Origin of the sequence: Paraburkholderia sp. JHI2823 (genome assembly GCF_038900695.1) — a bacterium.
In the GTDB taxonomy this organism is placed as follows: Bacteria; Pseudomonadota; Gammaproteobacteria; order Burkholderiales; family Burkholderiaceae; genus Paraburkholderia; species Paraburkholderia mimosarum.
On sequence record NZ_JAYMRY010000011.1, the window covers coordinates 20,899 to 39,757 of the forward strand.

The window sequence follows — 18,859 nt, forward strand, 5'->3', positions numbered from 1 at the left end:
TGGGAGACCGTCATGACCTTACCGCTTTTTATCGCCTCGGGACTTGCGCTGGGCGTGACGCTCGCCGCGCCGGGCACGGCACTAGCCGATCCCGTCGATCCGCGGTCTGCGCCAGCGGCGGCCGATGCGCTCGCGCTGCCGCCGAGCGCCGTGGCGCGGCTCGCGCAGGCGAACCCTGGCGCCGACGCCATCGCCACCCAGGCGCGGCGGCCTCGCAACGCCGAGGAAGATCAGGAAGCCTACGCGGGCGACACACCCGCAAAGGCACACGAAGCCACCGGCACATCGCCGGGCGATGGTGCTAAAAACGATCTCGACGCCGACGACAGCGACAACGCCGACGATGTGGACGACGTTGATGCGCGTGCATCGAAGTTGCCGCCGGGACTCGCCGACGACCGCAGCGAGGCGCCCCCGATCGACGGCAAGCCGATTCCGCTCACCCTGTCGCCATTGCCAGAGGCCGAGATGGCAGCGGACGCCGCGGGCGCCGCGGCGGAGAAAGCCGCCCCGCCACCGCGGGCGGGCACACTCGCCGCCGGACCCGACGCACTGTCAACGGTCCCTGCGGCCTCATCCGCCGGAGCGCGGGCCGAAAGCCTGGCCACCGCGGCCGCCACCGGCGTCGACGAGCCCGCGCTCTCCTCACCGCTCGCACAGGAGTTAATCGCGGGCTTCTATTCGCGCATCAACGTGCTCGGCTACGGCATTATCCAGGACCCGGTAAACTCGGCGCTAAACCCGGACAACGCGCTCGCGATCCCGCGATACCAGTCGCAACTCACCTTGCGCCCCGACTTCAGCCTGAACTTCCGGAGACTCGAGCTCGGCATCAAGCCGCGATTCGAAGCCGACTGGAGCCGCGTGCAGAACGGCATCCATGGCGACACGGACCTCACGACCGCGACGGCGTACATCAACGAATGGATTGCACGCTATCGTGTCACCGACCAGTTGCTCGTGAGCTATGGCCGCGAGAATCTGCAATGGGGACCATCGCAACTGCTCTCGCCGTCGAATCCGTTCAACCAGAACAACGGCAAGAACAATCCGGCGATCGAGCAGCCGGGACTGGACTATGCGCGCGTTGTCGCGATACCGAACGCCTCGTTCACGGGCTCGTTCATCGCCAACACCGGCGCGGGCCGACTGAACGCCAGCGGCGAGGCCAGCGGCCCGTTCCATAAGGCCTACGCCACCAAGCTCGACTACACCGGCGAGAAGGCGTACTTCTCGCTGATCGTCTCCAAGCGCGATACGACGCCTTGGCGCATCGGATATTTCGCCGGCTGGAATGTCTCCGACGCACTGCTTCTTTACAGCGAAGGCAGTGCGGCGCTCTCCACGAATGCGGCACTCCCGCACCCTGACTATGATGTGCTGGCCGGCGCGACCTACACGCTAATGAACGGCGCGATGATCACGGGCGAATACTTCCACCATAACGCGGGCTGCACCCATCAGAACATCGCGCAATGCATATCTCCGCTCGCCATCGATCCTACCAACCCCTACCCGCGCCGCGACTATCTGCTTCTCCAATACGTCGACACGAAGCTCGTGCGCAATGTGAGCCTCACCGTGCGCGTGATCCATGACCTCAACGATCACTCGACGCAGTTGCTGTCCGATGTCGAATATGAAGTCGGACAAAACTGGCTGATCTACTTCGTGCCGTCGGTGACGTTCGGGCCGAGCAGCACCGAATTCGGTAGCCTCGTGCGCTACTCCATCTTCGCGGGCGTTTCATTCACTTTCTGAGGTCCGCAGACGGGCATGAGCCGCCCGTTTGCCCGTTTGCCCGTTTGCCCGCTTGCTTGTTTGCCGTTCAGGTCAGCGGTGCATGCCTTTGAAGGCGCAGCGACATGCGAGCGCGCCTAACGGACCGACTGCATGATGCGCGGCGCGAGCAGCGGCGCCACGTCCTTCGCCGGGAACTGCGGCGGTTCGGCCGCCATGCGCCGCGCGTCGGCGCGATAAGCGGTCGGCGTAGTTGCAAGATGTTGGCGCAATAGCTTCGAAAGCCGGCCGCCGCAGCCGATTCCACAGCGCTCCGCGATCTTGTCCACGGGCAGGTTCGTTTCGACGAGCAGGCGACAGCACATGTCGAGCCGCGCGTACGTCAGATACTCCGAAGGCGTCACACCTATCTCGATCTTGAACCGCCTCAAAAAATTGCGTTCGCTCATGGAGGCCACGCGTGCCGCCTCGCACATGAGGAGATGACGGTTTGCATTCGCAACTATCCAGCGCGCCGACGCCCGGATACGTTCGCTCACAAAGTGCTCGGCGTTCTTGTGAACGATCGCTGCGAACTGCGTCTCGACGGGGGGAGCGACGGCCATCGCAATCTGATTGACGATGTCCGCACCGAGATCGGTCTGGATCACGTCGAGCGCCATGCGCAGCGGCCCCACGAAGCTAGCATACGTGGACGCCAGGATAGATTGGGGCATCACATTGCGCGAGCCATGGCTGAACGGCCCTCCGCGATTCGATGGCGCGCCGCCGGCCGCATCAAGCAGCAGCAGTCCCTCTGCGATCGGAAAGGTCAGCCGACAGCGCGGCACAGCCTGGCGCAACCAGCCGACCAGCCGCTTATCGCCAAGCGCGTGGTGGGCGCCGACGCCCCCAACAATAAATAGCGCGTAAAAGCCTTCGTCGTAATAGCACGCCTCGATACTCTCGGTCCAGATGACCGTCGTAGACGAGCTCGCAATCACCCCGCCTGTCGCGGAAAGCAGCCGCAGGTTGTAAATCACGCTATCGCTGCGAGAAGACCGCGACAGCGCGTTGGCCACCTCGAATGCACGCGCGACTGCGATGGCTTCCTGTGGCGCGAAACCGTTGAACAGCGTGATGCCGATCTGTCTGACCGTGCGAGCGCTGCGCGGGCCGCAAGCGCGATCAGACACCGTGCCGAAGACGTTGGAAAGGCGCTCCATCTGATTTACCCCTGTTATGCGGGCGAACCGCCGCGTACGCTGTGCACTCGACGAGCACTGCAAGAGGAACCTGAAAATAACGCTACCTCCTTCTCCTCCCTTAGGAACGGTGTCAAGAAGACTTCGTAGGGGTTGTTAACCCATAACGCAACCTTGTTGCCTCGATCGACGGAACATCAGACGCGCCTTGGGCCTGCAGAGGTAGCGCGTTACGGCCGAGGTCGGTTTCCCGTGCGCCGTCGACTCCTCGTCGACCCGCGACACGGTCACCCCTAAGGCAGTCGCCCTGGAAAAGTCCGTTTAGTCGTCGAACGTACACACACCAGGCTGCATGATTTACGCCCTCCATGTATTCGCTTGAACGTTGCGCCGATCGCCCTTCATTGAACTAAACAGTCTTTACTGGTGGCCGCACTACCTCCCGGAATGCATCCGAATACGATTGATCCATTACGCAACTCCGAGGATTTTTTACGTCTCATTCCGCACTGAGGAAAATTATTTATTCGATTGACATCGGAGTTTTATTAGATATGCATATGCAATAAAAAGCATTTTGAAAAAAGGGGCACCGCCGGAGCCAATTCACCCCTAAAAGCCCTACCACGGCTAACCCAAACGGCGATCCATCAGAAAACCGCTATTAGCCGTGCATCAAGCCTATTTTATGTGCTGCTGCGCTGCAGCATAGCGAAGAATGGCCAATCTCGTTTGAGCATTGTCCGAAAAATAGGCATTGTTGGCGGAATATGACCAAAGCACTATTGTGGGTCAATTTAATGCAACTTTATTGTGCAAGCCGGATACAGGAATCGCGAGGCCAGAACGAATCGCATTCAAACCACCGGGTGCCTGGAGGCCAGCGCAAAACAAACAAACTGTGATCAGCGCGCGAAGGATTCTGCAGATCACCATGAGCATCGTTCGCCGCTCCCGCTTCACTGACATGGACGGTTTCACCGGCAGCCCGAAGGCCCCATCCCGAGCCAGCGCCAGTACGCTGCAAAGACGAAGCGGCCGGTCACGTCGCGGATCTCACGGGACTTCCGGCGTTATCGCACACCACGGTCCGCAACGATACCGTCAAGTGTGGCGAACATGTCGAAAACGAACAGTTCCGGCTTAGGCCAGAGTTCAAGCCTGTTACCGGCATAAGCACCGGTACGCTTGTTGCCCCCTTCGCATTTCTCGGACCGAAGTACGACGCGACGCTGAAACATGGTTCGCAGTCGAAACAACAACCCGTAACGGCGGCAACTCCGAAGAGTCCCGTGTCTCGACAATATCCGCGCGTATGACGTGCCTCATGACGGGAAAGTGTGCAAACCGGCTTGTCAGATCGCCTCTCGGATGGGCGTTGAACAGCGAGCGTTGTTACGCGAGAGCGCCTCTGACATTCGAATTCAAGCTGGCCGGTGTGAGTTCGCTGTCACTCTCGCGACTTTCACCCTTACTTTGCCGAGGGCGGTCGCGAAAGTCCGGATACGCCAATCCTTGATCCGCCGGTACCCGCCGCAATGCCTACATGTTCGGCGGAGCACGTCATATGCGCGGATCTGATCTTAATCCAGATCGACGAGTGCACTCGACAGTCCACCAGATCCAGTCACGATCATGCCGACGTTCGTACCGGGCACGACGTTACGGTATCAAGGAGGCGGTGCGCCGGGCTCCCTCCTCCCTCGCATTCGGCTTCGTGCACGCAAGTTGCCGGACGGCTCGCGGCCAGGAGCACCAGTTCGACGAGTCTCCATAAAATCTGACTGTTGAAATCGTCGAAAGCTGTTTTCGGGCGCTCTCCGTCAATGAGCGGTGGGGAGGAATCCATCGTGAGCTGCTAGCGCCGATGTAAAACTGAGCCGCAAAGGCAGGACGGAAACCTGGACTCCATTGGAGATGGACCATGTCCCCGTACGAAGCCGCATTCGAGCGATTGAGCTCCACATGGAACCCAGAAAACGCATCGCAACTCCTGCCCGTCAGTTCAGCTACACCAGGCAATCCGGTAGCCCCTGATCGTCAAGCAGCCACAAGTCGTTCGCCGCCAAAATCAAGCAAGGACGTTTCGCGCACGTCATGTTTTAGCTATCTTGTCCACATGGGAGGGGCACGCATCAAATTCGCTTTGCAATACTAACCAGAAGCTATTGGCGAGGCCCTCAGCATCATCTTGATGCTCAGGCCGCACTGAATTGTCGGAGGCTGCCATGCAGGATACGCCGATCGAAGCCCTCTGCGTGCCGGAAACCGCACCTGCTGAAGCGGGAACCCGAATTCACCACGTCATCAGGGTGTGCAGGTCGGCGGCGGACTTCGCACGCCTGCGCCCAGCGTGGGACGCACTGGCCGCTAGCTGTCCGCCGGGCCTCGATTTCACCTATTGCGAAGTCGCTGCGGCCCGCGCCTTCGCGCTGGGGGCGACCGTCAGCGTTGCGCTGGTGAACGACGGCGCAGTGCTCGTCGCCCTCTGTCCGGTGATGATCGTGCGCCGGGGCGCGTACCGGGTTGCACGCGCGCTCGGCTGCGGGAACGACCAGGAGTACGCCGGCCCGATCGTCGCCGATCCAGGTGATGTAGGGCTCTACTCGGCCGCCCTCGAAGCGTTGTCCGGCGTCGGCGCCGACGTGCTGGAAATGGTTTTTGTCGAACGCGACAGCCCCCTTGCAACCGCGCTCGCGCATGTGCCGCAGTCGTGGGTGACGCGCGCGATACCGGAGCGCTGGCGTCGCGTGGACAGCTACTCGATCGGCCTCTCTGCGTTCCCTAGCTACGACGCCTTTATCGCCACGCGGCCGGAATCGCTGCGTGGGTCGCTGCGCCGCCGCGCGAGACGTCTCGCCGATCACGGTGCAGTTCAGTACGGCTGGTGTCAGGACGCCGATGACGCCCGCGAGGTGCTGACCTGGCTATTTGCGAACAAGCGTCGCTGGGCTATTGCGCGCGGTTTTGGCACGGCGTTTCTCATGGATGACCGGGTGCGCGACTTTTTCATCGACGTCGCGGGACGGATCGATCTCGTGGCAACGCCGCTCGTCTTCTTTGTGAAACTGAACGGCAAACCGGTTGCCGCTTCGGTCAACCTGGTCGGACCGCGCTGCATCGAGTACTTCATCACGACCTACGACGAGTCGTACGCCGCGTTTTCGGTCGGCAATCTGCTCGTCGACAGCATCGTGCGCTGGGCGCACGAAAGCGGCCGCGATGTGGACTTTCGCCCGTTCTTTTCCACCTACAAGGAGCGCTGGGCAAGCCGGAAGAGCTGGTACGAGTCTCATTTCGTCATTCTAACGTTACGCGGAAGGCTGGTCGAATTGCCGCTCGCGGCGCAGCAGCTTCGCCGGGTCGTTCGCAAGCTTATCGCGCTTGCCGACGACAGGTTTTTCGGCCTCGGCACGATGCTGCGGGCGCGACGCGGCACATCGAAGAGCGACGAAGGCCGGGGTACGGCTTGCCGTACGCACTGGTAGACCCTGCTGACGCATTTCCGGAGATCACCTAAGGCACGCGCCCTTCCTCGACGTGCATTCATGCACACGAAGATGCGCGGCCGTTAGCGCCGCATCCAGCGCATCATATCGGCCTGCGGCCCTAAACCTCAATACGTTGAACGACGAAAGGCGCTCGCTCCTTGGTGGGCAAGGGTACATTCTATGCCGCGAAACGGGTCATGGTCCTGTCCGAAACGGATGATTTATGGCGTCCCCGGACAGTATGATTCCCGCTCAAACAGTCCAATGGTATGTACGCTCTTTTGCCGTCGCTGCGAATCTCGATGCGGTTTATGCGCCTATCGAATGCACAAGCGGGCGCCGTCCGAGCGAAGACTGATTCGCGATGAACCACGATCCGAAAAGAATGGAATCCCTTAAAGTTTCTTCGCGGGCCTGCACGCAAGTCCGATGAGGACCGGACTGCGCGGAGAACGGCGCGGACAGTTCGCCGGCGAGCGACAACGAACAATGGCGGGCTTGCCTGCCCGACCTTGCGCGATTGTTCTCACGAGAACCATTGACGGAGAGGGAAGATGGACTTCAGGAACGGTGCGGGCGCCGATTCCATGGGCCCGTGCTCCCGCCAATGCGCCAGCGCGCAAGGCGCGCGCCGCGAGGACGCCAGAAAACGGGCATCCGTCGTGCTTGAGCACCAACGGTTCAATTGCGCTGTCCATTTGCCGCAGCGTTCACGCCAGTTCCCGCGGGCAATGGCACGCCAGAGCGGCCGAAAGTGCCGTTCCGCCCTTGTAAGACCTGGTGCCGCGTTGCAAGTTGTACCAGCCCGCTTCACCGGTCGTGGGCAGACGGAGACACTGGACGTCGGTCTCTTACGGGCCGGCGCCCCGGTTCAACGTCGTCGACACCTATACGCGAGGCCTCCATTCCCGAACGCTCTCTCGGTGTCCGGCGACGATTCGCGCTGGGCTCACCGCTGAGAATACGTGCAAAACAGGCACTCATTCCCTCACTGACTGGCACCAGTGGCGCTGCTTGCCGCAGCCGGTGTGCTGCTCATGCCAGTGTCGCTGCCCTGTGCACTGGTATTGTCTGCGCGTTTGCATCCTGCTGCCGACAGCAGTGCCACCAGCACTGCGAACACAATCCTTAGCATGCTGCGTCTCATCTCCTGCTCCGATAGTAGCGGTCCCATGAGATAGCGAGCAACGTTCATGCCGCGGTGGGCAACGGGCGCGGCCCCGCAGTGCGTAGGCCCGGTGCAGCCGTTCAAACGAACCTGAACCCATCGCAGCCCACCTTGTCCCTTGCTTTACTTTGATACGGTGCCGCGCTCGTCATGCAACGACGTACGCAGCGTATGCCTTGCGCGCGGTGCACGCGAAGGCGCGCTGCGAGCAGGTGGGATTCAGCTTTACCCGAGCCTTCACTCCCCCCTTGCCCGATGCCTCCGCCGTGCGACCTGCCACGATGAACTGCAAGTCGACATCCGCCTTTCGCAAGACGCCTAATAACTTTGCAAGGCCACCCGGTTTGTCGTCGATGGCAGCTGCCCAAACATCGACACGTTCCACGCTCAGTTCCATGGCAGTCCCTCCCGAATCGGATCTCGTTAGAAAATCTATTCCACGGACGGCACGCGGGCATGGCAGGCGGCGTAATGCAAGGTCTGCGGGTTATTTCTGGAATGTGCCGAGCAGTTCGGCATGTGCAACGACATGGCCTTCCATCGCCTTTGCCAAGGCCGCCTCGAAGATCGGGCAGCGCGATGTCGAGCGCGAAGAGCTTGTGGAAATGCCGATGACGGCCAACGGGCGGGCATGGGCCGCCATACGTGGTGCGATGAAAATCGTTGGTGCCTTTAGGCGTGCCTGCGGGAAGCGCGCTCGCAGCGACGCCCTCCTGAACGCCAGGCGCCGTCGCCGGAATGTTGTAAAGCACCCAATGGACCCATGTCATGCGTGGTGCGGCCGGGTCGGGCGCGTCGGGGTCGTCGACGATCAGCACGAGGCTTTTCGCGTCGGCGGGCACCCCGGACCATGCGAGCGGCGGCGAGACGTCGGCACCCCTGCAGGTGTAGCACCGAGGAATCTCGCCGCCATCGTGGAAAGCTTGTGAGGTGAGGGTGAAGGCCATTTGCGCTCCTCGGCGTCACCTCGCGCCGGCAGCTAGTGCTTGCGATGCATCCAGCTCATATGGTGCGTGTCGAGCCACTGGTTCAGGCTCTCCCCATGGTGTTCGCGCCTGTAGAAGCGACGCGACAGCGCCATGGCAACGACAACCAGAACCACAAGGCCAACCCAAAAGCCGATCATTGACTGAGTCATGGCAGCCTCCTCGGGGAATGCGACCATGCTTGATTCTAGTCATTGTCGGCCGCACTGGCTCAACTCGAGAAACAAACCTTGGGAAGTGCGCCGGATCTTTGCCTATCCTTCCGGTGTAACAGCGGCCTGTTGGCGGCCGTGCGATTGTGGGGGAGATATGGGTGTTCGGACGGGTTTTGTCGGGTGCGTGGGCGACACGCCGCTCATGAGGCTCGCGCGGCTGAGCGACGAGACCGGCTGCGAGATTCTCGCTAAAGCCGAGTTCATGAACCCGGGCGGTTCGATCAAGGACCGAGCTGCGCTCTACATTATCCAGGACGCCGAGCAGCGAGGCGAACTCAGGCCCGGCGGCACGGTGGTGGAGGGTACTGCGGGCAATACCGGCATTGGCCTCGCCCATATTTGCGCTGCTCGTGGCTATCGCTGCGTCATCGTCATTCCTCAGACGCAGTCTCCCGCGAAAATGGAACTGCTGCGCGTGCTGGGTGCTGAAGTGCACCCTGTACCGGCCGCCCCATACAAGGATCCGAACAACTACCAGAAGATCGCCGGACGGCTCGCGCAGGAACTCGACAACGCGATCTGGGCGAACCAGTTCGACAACCTCGCCAATCGCCGGGCCCATTACGAGACCACCGGACCTGAGATCTGGCGTGATACCGCTGGCACGGTCGATGCGTTCGTCTGCGCCACAGGTACCGGCGGCACGCTGGCTGGGGTCGCCCGCTTCCTGAAGGAGAAGAAGAGCGATGTGCGGATCGTCCTGGCCGATCCGTTCGGCAGCGGTTTGTACAGCTTCGTGAAGACGGGCGAGATTCACGCAGAAGGCAATTCGATTACCGAGGGTATCGGCTCCAGCCGCGTTACTGCAAATCTCGACGGCACGCCGATCGACGACGCTTACCAGATCGACGACCAGTCATGCGTCGCAATGGTGTACCGATTGCTCCGCGAAGAGGGACTCTATGTCGGCGGTTCGACGGGCATCAACGTTGCGGCCGCTGTAAGGCTTGCCCAGGAAATGGGCCCAGGGCATACGATCGTCACGCTGCTTTGCGACGGCGGCGAACTATACCGATCCCGTCTTTTCAATCTGGATTGGCTGAAGGAACGGGGGCTGGCTACGGTTTAGGCAGCCCGTCGATCAAACGCGCCAACGCGTTGCCTCAAATAAAGTGTCGTGCGGGGTCAGGCGTAGCAGAGCTGTATCCCGCGCGATTGTCGCAACGGTGACGCTTCGTGTTTTTCCATTGAGGAGGTCAAATGAAGACCAAGGACAAAGGCAATGTGCGCGCATTCGTGCAGACGGCCGAACAGATCGGCGGCTGGGTGTGGGTCATCTCGCTCGTCGACTTCGATGCGCGCGAGGTGCGGCGCTCGCTCGTAGCCGAAGAACCCTTCTCCACGGAGCGCGCAGCGAAAGACGCGGGCTACGCTCGTCTCGACGCGCTCGCGCACGATCAGTAGCTGCGCAGGGAGAGTCCACATGTCCAGTCCACAAGGCGCCTCCGCGTTCGATGTATCCGTCGATGCCGGCAGTTATCGAGTTTCGCGTCCTGATAGCCCGCAGCAGGTTATCGAACTACTGCGCGAGCACAAGATCCAGATCGTCGACCTAAAGTTCACCGATCTGCCCGGTCTCTGGCAGCACTTTTCCATAACGTTGCCCGAGGTGCACGAAGACCTCTTTGCCAACGGGATCGGCTTCGACGGTTCATCAATTCGCGGATTTCAGGAAATTCAGGAATCCGACATGCTGCTCAAGCCGGATCCGACAACCGCGTTCATCGATCCCGTGAGCGAAACGCCCACGCTCTCCATGATCTGCGACGTCATCGATCCCGTGCTGCATCGGCCGTACTCGCGCGATCCGCGCTACATCGCGAGGAAGGCCGAAGAATACTTGAAGCAGACCGGAATTGCGACCACGTGCTACTTCGGACCCGAGCTCGAGTTCTTCATATTCGATTCGATCCGCTTCGGCCAGGATGCCCACTGCGGCTACTACTATGTCGAATCTGCCGAAGGGGACTGGAACACGGGACGTGACGAAGGAGCGTATGGCGGCGGCAACCTTGGTTACAAGCCTCGCTACAAGGAGGGGTATTTCCCGGTGCCGCCGCACGATACGCTGCAGGACATCCGCTCTACGATCGTCTTGTTGCTGCAGCAGGCCGGCGTGCAGGTGGAAGTGCATCACCACGAGGTGGCGACTGCGGGACAGAACGAAATCGACATGCGGTTTTCCACGCTCGCGCGGATGGCCGACAACGTCATGATCTACAAGTACATCTGCAAGAATGTCGCACGCCAGCACGGCAAGGTGGCGACTTTCATGCCGAAGCCGCTCTTCGCCGACAATGCGAGCGGCATGCACTGCCACCAAAGCCTGTGGAAGGACAGCGAGAATCTGTTCTACGACGCAAATGGCTGGGCGCTCACGTCAGCCATGTGTCGCTGGTACATCGGCGGCCTGCTCAAGCATGCGCCGGCGCTGATGGCGTTCTGTGCGCCGACGACGAATTCCTACAAGCGTCTCGTGCCCGGGTACGAAGCGCCGGTGAATCTGGCGATGTCGCAACGCAACCGCTCGGCGGCCGCGCGCATTCCGATGTACTCCGATTCGCCGAATGCGCGGCGCGTCGAGTTCCGGTGTCCCGATCCGTCGGCCAACGCGTACCTCGCATTCTCAGCGATGCTGATGGCCGGGCTCGACGGCGTCGAAAACAGGACGGACCCAGGCGACCCGCTCGATGTCAACATTTACGACCTGCCGCCCGAGAAAGCGAGGAGCGTCCGTCAGGTGCCGGGTTCGCTCGATGAATCCCTGAAAGCGCTGGAGGCCGACAACGAGTTTCTGCGCAGAGGCGACGTCTTCACTGAAGATGTCATCGACACGTGGCTCGAGTACAAGCGCAAGCGTGAGATCGATGCGGTCAGGCTACGCCCGCATCCATGGGAGTTTTATCTGTACTTCGATATCTGATACGGCGCTGAAAGCGGTCGCATGGGACTCACGTCACTCGATGAAGCGTCGTAGTTCCGACGTCGAGCCGGCCGTCTAGTAAAGTTGAATCGCGATGCGCGTTTTTCAACCAATCTTTGTCGTAATGGTCGACGTGGGTCCGAGGTTTCCGGAGAGATGCCGCACAGGCAAAGGGTCGCATAGTCGTCCGTTGTTGAGCGGACAGGTGGACCAGTCGTGTTAGAACAGGTCGCCAACAATCTTCTTCCGCGCGACGCTTTAGTCCGCTTCCTCTTTAGTCCGCGTCCGGGCCTATAGTGATGATTGAGCATCCTGACTAGCGCGTTGCGCAACCGGCAATGGAAGCTTCCGCCGCGGATATCATCAGACTTTTCCCGACTTTCTTGTGGCGGCAATGCCTCCAGCAGGAGTGCTACGAACCGCTTGATCGGGAACTGATGGCGTATGTCGACACGTTGATCTCCAGCGGCGTCGGCACTCGTACCGGCGCCGCATGGCAATCTGGTCACCAGCAACATAAAAGGCCAGAGTTTGCTGTGCTGATTGCGCATATAGAACGGGCTGTACGCGACGTACTCACGTTTCTCAAGGTCGCTGATGCCCCGTTTCACATAACTGGATGCTGGGTCAATGTCCTGGATCCAGGTGGGACACACGCGATGCACAGTCATCCCAACAATTTCCTGAGTGGCGTGTATTACCTGCGCTCGCAAGCTGGCGCTGACACAATCAATTTTCATGATCCGCGGCCACAGACGATCGTCATTCGTCCACCCGTCACTGAGTTGACGGCTTACAACACCGATCAGGTGGTATTGCCAGTCAGCGAGGGCACATTGCTGGTGTTTCCAGCCTGGCTACCGCATTCCGTATCGGCGAACACGAGCGCGCAAGCACGCGTGAGCGTCAGCTTCAACATCATGTTCGCCGACTATGACACCCTTATGAGCCCGCCGCTTTGGGGAAATTGAAGCGCGGCGCCGCTAATCGCAAACCTTCGAGCGGAAAGTCGGCGCCGTGCGGCTCATACTTCTGTGATCTGCAGTTCTGCGGACTACGTCGCGATGCCCGCGGTGTTCATCGCCGAAACAACCATCGTTACACTGGACGAAAGGCCGCTGCGCACCTGGGAGGGGCGCCTGTCATGCTGCGCGCGGTCGAGCGTCCGGGTTGGGTCATGAGCCGTTGACCGCCTGCACTCCACTGCGGATAACATTCGGCTGTCCACGCTTGCCGTCGAACAGACCTGCGACTAAGCCGCACGATAGCGGACAAGCAACGAGCATTGCGACTAGCGCCGCCCGCTGCGGCCCCATACATAACGCACCCATCGCTGCCACCGGCTTTTCGGTACGGGCAACTTGTGCGCCGTCTGGACTTCGCGATCGCGCTGAACGGACTTCTGCACCTGTTCGTAGATCTGCCGCAGCGTCATGCCGCCGGGGCCTTTCAGCTTGTCGGGGTCCGAAGCAGGATCGCGATCGGGTTCGTCTGGCATGGATCTCTCATGGAAACTGGCGTTACTCGTCGACGATCCATTTAAAGAGCGACGGAACGAGCGCGCTCACCGGCGCTTCGCAACGAGGCGCACTGGCGAATGCACGGTGTTTCGATCTGGCTGACCGCCGCATGAAACACCGTGCCGGAGGAGGCGTCTAGCACGTGACGTGCAGAATCGCGTTGGTTCCGCGAGCCTCCTTCTTCAGTCTCGCGATGGCCTCCTCAGTCGGCACGATAACCAGTTTGACCTTTCGGCGCTCGGCTTCATGCTTTACCTCATCCATGACCGGCAACGCTCCGGCGCCTGTGCCGATCACGAGGCACCGGCAATTCCACGGAATGGCTTCGACCATCGATAGCGGCGTATGTCCGAACGCTTCGCGGAACACCTTGGATGGCTTCTTCTTGCGTTTGCGAACCTGTCCGCGGTCGATCACCACATCATGCTGGTAAGTCACACCGTCTATGCGGATGGACCCGAAGGAAAACGCCTCGAAATGCATACCCGCCCCCACTGCTCCTGCACTGGCCGCCATTCGTTGCCGAGGGGCTCGAAGAGGTCTCGGCCATCAATAACATTATAGGTTTGTGGCCCAGGCGAGGTTGCACCCCGCCGTCCCGCAGGAAAACACGCTTGTGCCGGGATAGAAATGGTTGAGCGGCTTCTTTTCGATCGGATCGACACAGAACCCCGATGAGCGACAATATGTGGTCAGTATCACGCGGTCGTCAATTCGCTGGCGTACGAAACAGGCGCCGCGCCGCCCATCATGCAGGTGGCACTTGCGGCGACACAGGTCGCACTCGATGCGTCCATCGTCGAGAAAGTGCCAGCCAAAGACGATTTCGCTCCGCCGCCAGTGACAGCGACGATTCTTGCAGACTTCCTGGAAGGTTGGCAGCGGCGTTGCCGCCGGTTCATTCCCTGGGATGCTTCATGTTTTCCGAGTCGATGGCAGCGTGCCATTCCTCGCTCGCCTCGAACGGTTCCATCGCCTCGTCAATGGACGCACTCGCGCGCTCGGCAGTCGCCCTTGCTTCGTCTGCCTCGACTTCAGGTTCCCCGTCGTTGACCTCGGGGGGCCGGATCATCTCCTTGAGCATCGCGTGCAACTCGGGCGTGTCCCATGGAAGATGACGCTGCATTTGCACCTTGATGTAGTGCTTCACTTCCGCATCCTGCTCGGGAGTCAAAGGCAACCCCCGGAATGTGCTTTCCGGGCCGAGGTCAGTCATGGCGTCCTCCTGTTGCTAAGGCCTGCTATCTACCAGTGTAACCCCGGCGTCATGACGCTGTCCGCTTCCTCCGAGGCTTCGCAGTTGGCCTCGCACGCGCTGTTGCCGCCGCGGGCAACATCGATAACGTCCGTCCGACAGGAATAAAAAGGCTCGTTTTCCATCGGCGCCGTGCCGCTGGTGCCGCGTGGCCACCCCAAAGGCTGCACAGTTCCAGTGGTCAACCCCCGCCGCTCAGCGCGCTGGGGCGACCGCCAGAAACGCCCCTCTTGCGCGACGTCCAGCTTTCACGTCGGATTCCTGCCACGGGTTTCACAACGCCGGGGCGCAACGCTGACCGAACCCAAAGTCGCAGGAAGCCATTCGTTGAAAGTCGAACGCCTGAGCGTCGGGGACACATCGGAGCAGCCGAGCGATTCTGACCTACACTACAGAGCGTCCTTCGCTTGCCCAGGTGCAGCTTTGATGCAACGCAACGTCGCTGGCAACCGTCAAGGCGGGCGAATGGCCACGGCACAGGCAACATACGTATCTGCTGCCTGAGTTCATCTGGAACTGATGTTCAAGAAGGGGGACATCATGTTGCAAGCCAGTGAAATCCAAAAGCGCTTTACCCATCTGCAGCAAACCGTCAGTGAGGCATCACGGACCTGCCATTCGGACACGACGGTTCCAAAGGATTTGATGAACTGGGTTGATGAGCTTGATAAGGAGTGCAAATCTGCAAAAAGCGTCATGACGTCGAGGGACGAGGATCGAATCCGGCAGTGCGTCGACGATCTCGAACGGATCGGGGATCGTGCAGAGCGCGCGTGCCAAAAGGCCGGACGCCTCGACACCAGGATCAAGGATGCAGTCAGTTCAATGCACTCCGAACTTTCTGACCTGAAGCGACAACTGCACTAACCGGCCTGATGGCCCCGGTCCAGTCCGCCGGGGCCATTTGTACTTCGGCGCCGTCAAGACGCGCAGCAACAATGCTGCCTGCCGCGCGGCCGTGTCAACTACGCACGGGCAACCCAGCAAATCTGATGGTCCTGAAGGCGCCCGAAGATGACGAGTGGATCGGCCGCGTCGACGACACCTGGTGGCGGGAAGCGAGCGGCTTCCCGCTCTCGCTCTCCCGTTGAACCATGAAATCCCGCTCAGTCACGCAGAGGAGGGAACGCATTTACATCCTTGACGAGAAGAAAGAGGCCGGTCGACTTGTTTGACAGAAGCGAGTGGTCGCGCTGGACGTCTGAGAGCGAACTGATGTTCCGCCGCACGTTGCTGGAAGAATCCGGCGTGACGGTCACGACCCGCTCTGCGGCGTGTTCGAAATGTCTGCTGGCGAGGCCCTGCTATTCGTGACGCGCATCGCCTGCTGACCCGGCGGTGATCGCCACAGCGCGACGAGTCTCCGCGACCGGAGCCACATGAGCCGGATGTACCGGTGGGCCGATGTCAACCGCGTCAAGGAATTGACAGCATTGCTCAGCCAGAAAAATCCGGTCTTCCACACAAGATCATCGCGACAGCGCGACCATTGGCGGACGGTAGGTACGCAGCGCAGCTGCGCGTTCAGAGAGCACTCAGTATCAAAGGAACTTACGCGGTCGAAGAGCACTGGGAGCAACCTGGCATGTTCCTCGATGCACAAGAGGCAATCGCGCTGCGAAATCTTTCGCAGCAGAGCTGCTAAAGGCCTGGTCGTCCGTGGCGCACTCGACTGTGCCGTACTTCTCAATGCCCGGACCCGCGGCCAACTCCCGCCGACCGGCAAGGGTCTGGGAACCTGCCGTTGGAGCGGCCGCGAGCCTCCAAAACCAGACGGACGGGCTACGCACCAATTCGGCCATGAACGGCCGTTCGACGTTGTCGTCCAGTTTCTATGTCCCGAGGCCACGTAGGCCCTCGCTCAACGACTGCTTTGCGGCGAGCAAATCGCGGATGGCACTGCCTCTACCCGGCCACAAACAGCCTCTCACAAGCCTCCTCAGTCGGACATTCGGCGGTCAGTTCCACCCTCTTCAGCAGACATCCCCGCGAAGACCGAATTGCATGCGTAAAATCCCGATGCAACATCTGTTGGACGCGGGAGGGAGGGAACCCCGCATACTGATAGGAGGCTTAAATGGACCTGGCGGACTTCATTGAGGCCAACATTCAGGCCCTGGTCGACGACTGGGCGGAATATGCCCTTGCGATAAAACAGGAGGACAGTCACCTGACTGAAAGCCAGTTGCGCGATTCTGCCCCCGACATACTGGGTGCCATCGCCGCAGACATGCGCGAGCCGCAAAATGCGGCGCTGCAACAGAGCAAGTCGCGCGGTGAAAAGGATGTCCCGCGCTCCCGGTTCACTCAGGTCGCACGCCTGCACGCAGAGGACCGCCTTTCACACGGCTTCGGTATCAGTGATGTCGTCGCGGAGTTCCGCACCTTGCGCGCCACGGTGCTGCGCCGCTGGCAGAAGACTTCACCGGCCGGCGCTAGGGCATTTCAGGAAATGATCCGGTTCAACGAGGCCATTGACCAGGTGCTCGCAGAATCGGTCCGACACTATGTGACGCGTACGGAGCGCATCCGGGATCTTTTTGCCGGCGTACTTGCACACGACCTCCGGTCACCGCTTGGAGCAATATTGAATTCAAGTGAAGTGCTGCTGCACGACGAAGGCCTGTCGGCAGGCAGCTTGCGGGCGCTTGCATTTGTACAGCGCGGCGCGAGGCGCATGAAGCAACTGATTGACGACCTGCTCATTTTTGCGCGCACACGTCTGGGCGACACGCTGCCGGTGAGTTTCACCCCTCAGGATATGGGGCGCATATGCAGCGATGCGGCGGAGGAAGTGCGTGCTTCCTATCCGGACGCGCGCATCGAGCTACGTCTTTTGGGCGATCTCCGGGGTCAATGGGACGGCGGCCGAATCGGACAGTTGGTCGTCAATCTGCTGACAAATGCCGTCCGCTACGGTTCGGGGCAGATTGTCGTCGAAGCCCGTGCTCACGATGGACAGATGACCGTGGTCGTGGAAAACGAAGGCAATCCGATTCCAGAGCGCGCGTTCCCTACGCTGTTCGATCCGCTAACGAGGGGGACCTCGCCCGACCGCAGCGGTATGGCCGCTGGCATCGGTTTGGGCCTTTACATTTGCCGCTGTATCGCCTCAGCGCATGAGGGAACGATAAGTGTCGAATCATCGGAAGCCGGAACCCGTTTCACAGTGCAGATACCTTGTTCGCCCTCGCCGCCGCGCTGAGCCGCGAGGACGACGCTCACGCGCCGTTGACCGCTCAGACGGATCGGGTTGCGGACTATGGAGCGTGGTCGTGCCGGTGGCCGATCACAGGAACGCTCGATGCGCGCCCCGGAGTGGAGGCCGCAATGTGCAAAATCTTGGTTGTAGACGACGACGCGGAATTGCGGGACGCCTTGCAGGCGACCCTGGCAGCGCATGGACACGTGGTCTTCTGCGCGGAGGACGGCATTGCGGAGCTGCGGGCAGCCGTCGAGATCAAGCCCGAGCTCATCATCTCCGATGTCGACATGCCGCTGCTGGAGGGGCCGGACGCGGTCACAATTCTGAAAGCGTTGCCGATGTTCAGACGCGTCCCGGTCATCTTGATGTCCGGCGCGGAATTGTCCCGCACACGCCAGGCAGACGCCGCAGTCCGAAAGCCGGTGACCACCGAACAGCTTCTAGAGCTTATCAAAGACGTGACCTGGTCGACCGCATCGCCAGGAGCACCATCTCAAAGCCTGCCAATGCGCGCCACCGCTCGCGACGAAGGGTGGGATCGGGCGCTGGCGATTGCCTCGCTCGGTCAGCCCAGCAATACAGAGTGCGCCGCCCGGATTTGCCGGGGCATTGAGCTTATGCATGCGCAAGCGTTTAGGACCGGGCGATTGCGGAGCCGTGGCTTGAACGCAGCCGACTCTGAACGGCTGTACGACCGTCTTGTCGAGAGCGTCGCAACTCTTGTCCAGCTCCTGCCATTTTGCTAAGGCGGTGATGGCGTACGCCGTTTTCAGCCTGGACTTCTGAACGGATCATCAGTAGCCGGCCATAACACGTCGCGGATGCAGCGAAATTCGGAACTCCCATGGCCGCGCTCCTTGACGAAAATTCTCATCTGCGCACTGCTGTATACCTGATATCCGCGCAGGAGGATCGGCTCGCGCGATACAGGGCTGCAGGTCTGGACACTGAATTGCCTGGGGAATTGCTCCTCACGATGCATGCAATTCTTCGGACCTTTATCGCTCATCGTCATGCGATTCGGGAAGCCATCGAGGCTGAACGCCGTTCATCCCGCACTGACGCAGAGGCGCCCCCGCCGCAGGACATTAGCTCGCCGGAGAAGCAGAGCTGGACGACGAGAGCTCGCCCCAAAACCGCCATCGACCTCAGCGGTGCTTGAATGGCCGGAG

Annotated in this window: 15 protein-coding genes and 4 pseudogenes; 12 read left to right on the forward strand and 7 right to left on the reverse strand. The window is 60.7% G+C overall.

Translation table 11 applies throughout. The annotated features are described in order from the left end of the window. Positions 1-12 precede the first annotated feature (12 nt). Complete coding sequence (locus VSR34_RS14580) at positions 13-1,761, forward strand: hypothetical protein (RefSeq protein ID WP_051381505.1); 1,749 nt, start codon at positions 13-15, stop codon at positions 1,759-1,761. Positions 1,762-1,877: 116 nt separating this feature from the next. On the opposite strand, the gene VSR34_RS14585 is transcribed toward VSR34_RS14580, so the two are convergent. After that, positions 1,878-2,801 (reverse strand): helix-turn-helix domain-containing protein, encoded by a 924-nt coding sequence (locus VSR34_RS14585; protein WP_342962768.1) that lies wholly within the window; start codon positions 2,799-2,801, stop codon positions 1,878-1,880. 2,351 nt (positions 2,802-5,152) lie between these two features. Between VSR34_RS14585 and VSR34_RS14590 the strand changes: the two genes are divergently transcribed. Next, positions 5,153-6,412: a GNAT family N-acetyltransferase gene (locus VSR34_RS14590; protein ID WP_051381504.1), complete on the forward strand. Its 1,260-nt coding sequence runs from the start codon at positions 5,153-5,155 to the stop codon at positions 6,410-6,412. A gap of 1,415 nt (positions 6,413-7,827) precedes the next feature. Here VSR34_RS14590 and VSR34_RS14595 read toward each other — a convergent pair. From VSR34_RS14595 to VSR34_RS14605, 3 genes and pseudogenes are all read right to left on the reverse strand, one after another. Continuing rightward, positions 7,828-7,980: pseudogene (locus VSR34_RS14595) on the reverse strand (amino acid-binding protein); the annotation flags it as partial. Positions 7,981-8,070: 90 nt separating this feature from the next. After that, positions 8,071-8,530 (reverse strand): annotated as a pseudogene (locus VSR34_RS14600) (YbhB/YbcL family Raf kinase inhibitor-like protein). Between the two features lie 32 nt (positions 8,531-8,562). After that, positions 8,563-8,721, reverse strand: a complete 159-nt coding sequence (locus tag VSR34_RS14605) for a hypothetical protein (RefSeq protein WP_167334437.1) — start codon at positions 8,719-8,721, stop codon at positions 8,563-8,565. Between the two features lie 157 nt (positions 8,722-8,878). Here VSR34_RS14605 and VSR34_RS14610 point away from each other — a divergent pair, with 157 nt between their 5' ends. The 4 genes from VSR34_RS14610 (at position 8,879) to VSR34_RS14625 (ending at position 12,678) form a co-directional block, all read left to right on the forward strand. Then, entirely contained in the window at positions 8,879-9,853 is a 975-nt protein-coding gene (locus tag VSR34_RS14610; RefSeq protein ID WP_028232114.1) for a cysteine synthase A, read from the forward strand. 131 nt (positions 9,854-9,984) lie between these two features. Then, on the forward strand, positions 9,985-10,188 hold the full coding sequence (locus VSR34_RS14615; RefSeq protein WP_028215143.1) for a hypothetical protein: 204 nt from the start codon (positions 9,985-9,987) through the stop codon (positions 10,186-10,188). A gap of 19 nt (positions 10,189-10,207) precedes the next feature. After that, on the forward strand, positions 10,208-11,707 hold the full coding sequence (gene glnA / locus VSR34_RS14620) for a type I glutamate--ammonia ligase (RefSeq protein WP_028232113.1): 1,500 nt from the start codon (positions 10,208-10,210) through the stop codon (positions 11,705-11,707). Between the two features lie 338 nt (positions 11,708-12,045). After that, complete coding sequence (locus VSR34_RS14625) at positions 12,046-12,678, forward strand: 2OG-Fe(II) oxygenase family protein (protein ID WP_028215144.1); 633 nt, start codon at positions 12,046-12,048, stop codon at positions 12,676-12,678. 320 nt (positions 12,679-12,998) lie between these two features. On the opposite strand, the gene VSR34_RS14630 is transcribed toward VSR34_RS14625, so the two are convergent. From VSR34_RS14630 to VSR34_RS14640, 3 genes are all read right to left on the reverse strand, one after another. Beyond that, positions 12,999-13,205: a hypothetical protein gene (locus VSR34_RS14630; RefSeq protein WP_028232111.1), complete on the reverse strand. Its 207-nt coding sequence runs from the start codon at positions 13,203-13,205 to the stop codon at positions 12,999-13,001. Positions 13,206-13,362: 157 nt separating this feature from the next. Continuing rightward, positions 13,363-13,710, reverse strand: a complete 348-nt coding sequence (locus VSR34_RS14635) for an MTH938/NDUFAF3 family protein (protein WP_028215146.1) — start codon at positions 13,708-13,710, stop codon at positions 13,363-13,365. 415 nt (positions 13,711-14,125) lie between these two features. Further along, positions 14,126-14,443 (reverse strand): hypothetical protein, encoded by a 318-nt coding sequence (locus VSR34_RS14640; RefSeq protein WP_028215147.1) that lies wholly within the window; start codon positions 14,441-14,443, stop codon positions 14,126-14,128. A gap of 579 nt (positions 14,444-15,022) precedes the next feature. On the opposite strand from VSR34_RS14640, the gene VSR34_RS14645 reads away from it, so the two are divergent. From VSR34_RS14645 to VSR34_RS14670, 6 genes and pseudogenes are all read left to right on the forward strand, one after another. Beyond that, positions 15,023-15,349: a hypothetical protein gene (locus VSR34_RS14645; protein WP_028215148.1), complete on the forward strand. Its 327-nt coding sequence runs from the start codon at positions 15,023-15,025 to the stop codon at positions 15,347-15,349. 227 nt (positions 15,350-15,576) lie between these two features. Further along, positions 15,577-15,807 (forward strand): annotated as a pseudogene (locus VSR34_RS14650) (hypothetical protein); the annotation flags it as partial. 107 nt (positions 15,808-15,914) lie between these two features. Continuing rightward, positions 15,915-16,138, forward strand: a pseudogene (locus VSR34_RS14655) (hypothetical protein); the annotation flags it as partial. A 421-nt stretch (positions 16,139-16,559) separates the two neighbouring features. Continuing rightward, complete coding sequence (locus VSR34_RS14660) at positions 16,560-17,687, forward strand: HAMP domain-containing sensor histidine kinase (protein WP_342962769.1); 1,128 nt, start codon at positions 16,560-16,562, stop codon at positions 17,685-17,687. A gap of 125 nt (positions 17,688-17,812) precedes the next feature. Then, complete coding sequence (locus VSR34_RS14665; protein ID WP_156123876.1) at positions 17,813-18,433, forward strand: response regulator; 621 nt, start codon at positions 17,813-17,815, stop codon at positions 18,431-18,433. A 98-nt stretch (positions 18,434-18,531) separates the two neighbouring features. After that, positions 18,532-18,849, forward strand: coding sequence for a hypothetical protein (locus VSR34_RS14670; protein ID WP_342962770.1), 318 nt, complete (start codon positions 18,532-18,534; stop codon positions 18,847-18,849). Positions 18,850-18,859: the final 10 nt, after the last annotated feature.

Excerpts from the sequence above, each read along its gene's own strand:
- VSR34_RS14665 (WP_156123876.1), top strand. The coding sequence starts at position 17,813 with ATGTGCAAAATCTTGGTTGTAGACGACGACGCGGAATTGCGGGACGCC.
- VSR34_RS14630 (WP_028232111.1), bottom strand. The coding sequence starts at position 13,205 with ATGCCAGACGAACCCGATCGCGATCCTGCTTCGGACCCCGACAAGCTG.
- VSR34_RS14635 (WP_028215146.1), bottom strand. The coding sequence starts at position 13,710 with ATGCATTTCGAGGCGTTTTCCTTCGGGTCCATCCGCATAGACGGTGTG.
- VSR34_RS14645 (WP_028215148.1), top strand. The coding sequence starts at position 15,023 with ATGTTGCAAGCCAGTGAAATCCAAAAGCGCTTTACCCATCTGCAGCAA.
- VSR34_RS14660 (WP_342962769.1), top strand. The coding sequence starts at position 16,560 with ATGGACCTGGCGGACTTCATTGAGGCCAACATTCAGGCCCTGGTCGAC.
- VSR34_RS14640 (WP_028215147.1), bottom strand. The coding sequence starts at position 14,443 with ATGACTGACCTCGGCCCGGAAAGCACATTCCGGGGGTTGCCTTTGACT.
- VSR34_RS14615 (WP_028215143.1), top strand. The coding sequence starts at position 9,985 with ATGAAGACCAAGGACAAAGGCAATGTGCGCGCATTCGTGCAGACGGCC.
- VSR34_RS14590 (WP_051381504.1), top strand. The coding sequence starts at position 5,153 with ATGCAGGATACGCCGATCGAAGCCCTCTGCGTGCCGGAAACCGCACCT.
- VSR34_RS14625 (WP_028215144.1), top strand. The coding sequence starts at position 12,046 with ATGGAAGCTTCCGCCGCGGATATCATCAGACTTTTCCCGACTTTCTTG.
- glnA (WP_028232113.1), top strand. The coding sequence starts at position 10,208 with ATGTCCAGTCCACAAGGCGCCTCCGCGTTCGATGTATCCGTCGATGCC.
- VSR34_RS14580 (WP_051381505.1), top strand. The coding sequence starts at position 13 with ATGACCTTACCGCTTTTTATCGCCTCGGGACTTGCGCTGGGCGTGACG.
- VSR34_RS14605 (WP_167334437.1), bottom strand. The coding sequence starts at position 8,721 with ATGACTCAGTCAATGATCGGCTTTTGGGTTGGCCTTGTGGTTCTGGTT.
- VSR34_RS14670 (WP_342962770.1), top strand. The coding sequence starts at position 18,532 with ATGGCCGCGCTCCTTGACGAAAATTCTCATCTGCGCACTGCTGTATAC.
- VSR34_RS14610 (WP_028232114.1), top strand. The coding sequence starts at position 8,879 with ATGGGTGTTCGGACGGGTTTTGTCGGGTGCGTGGGCGACACGCCGCTC.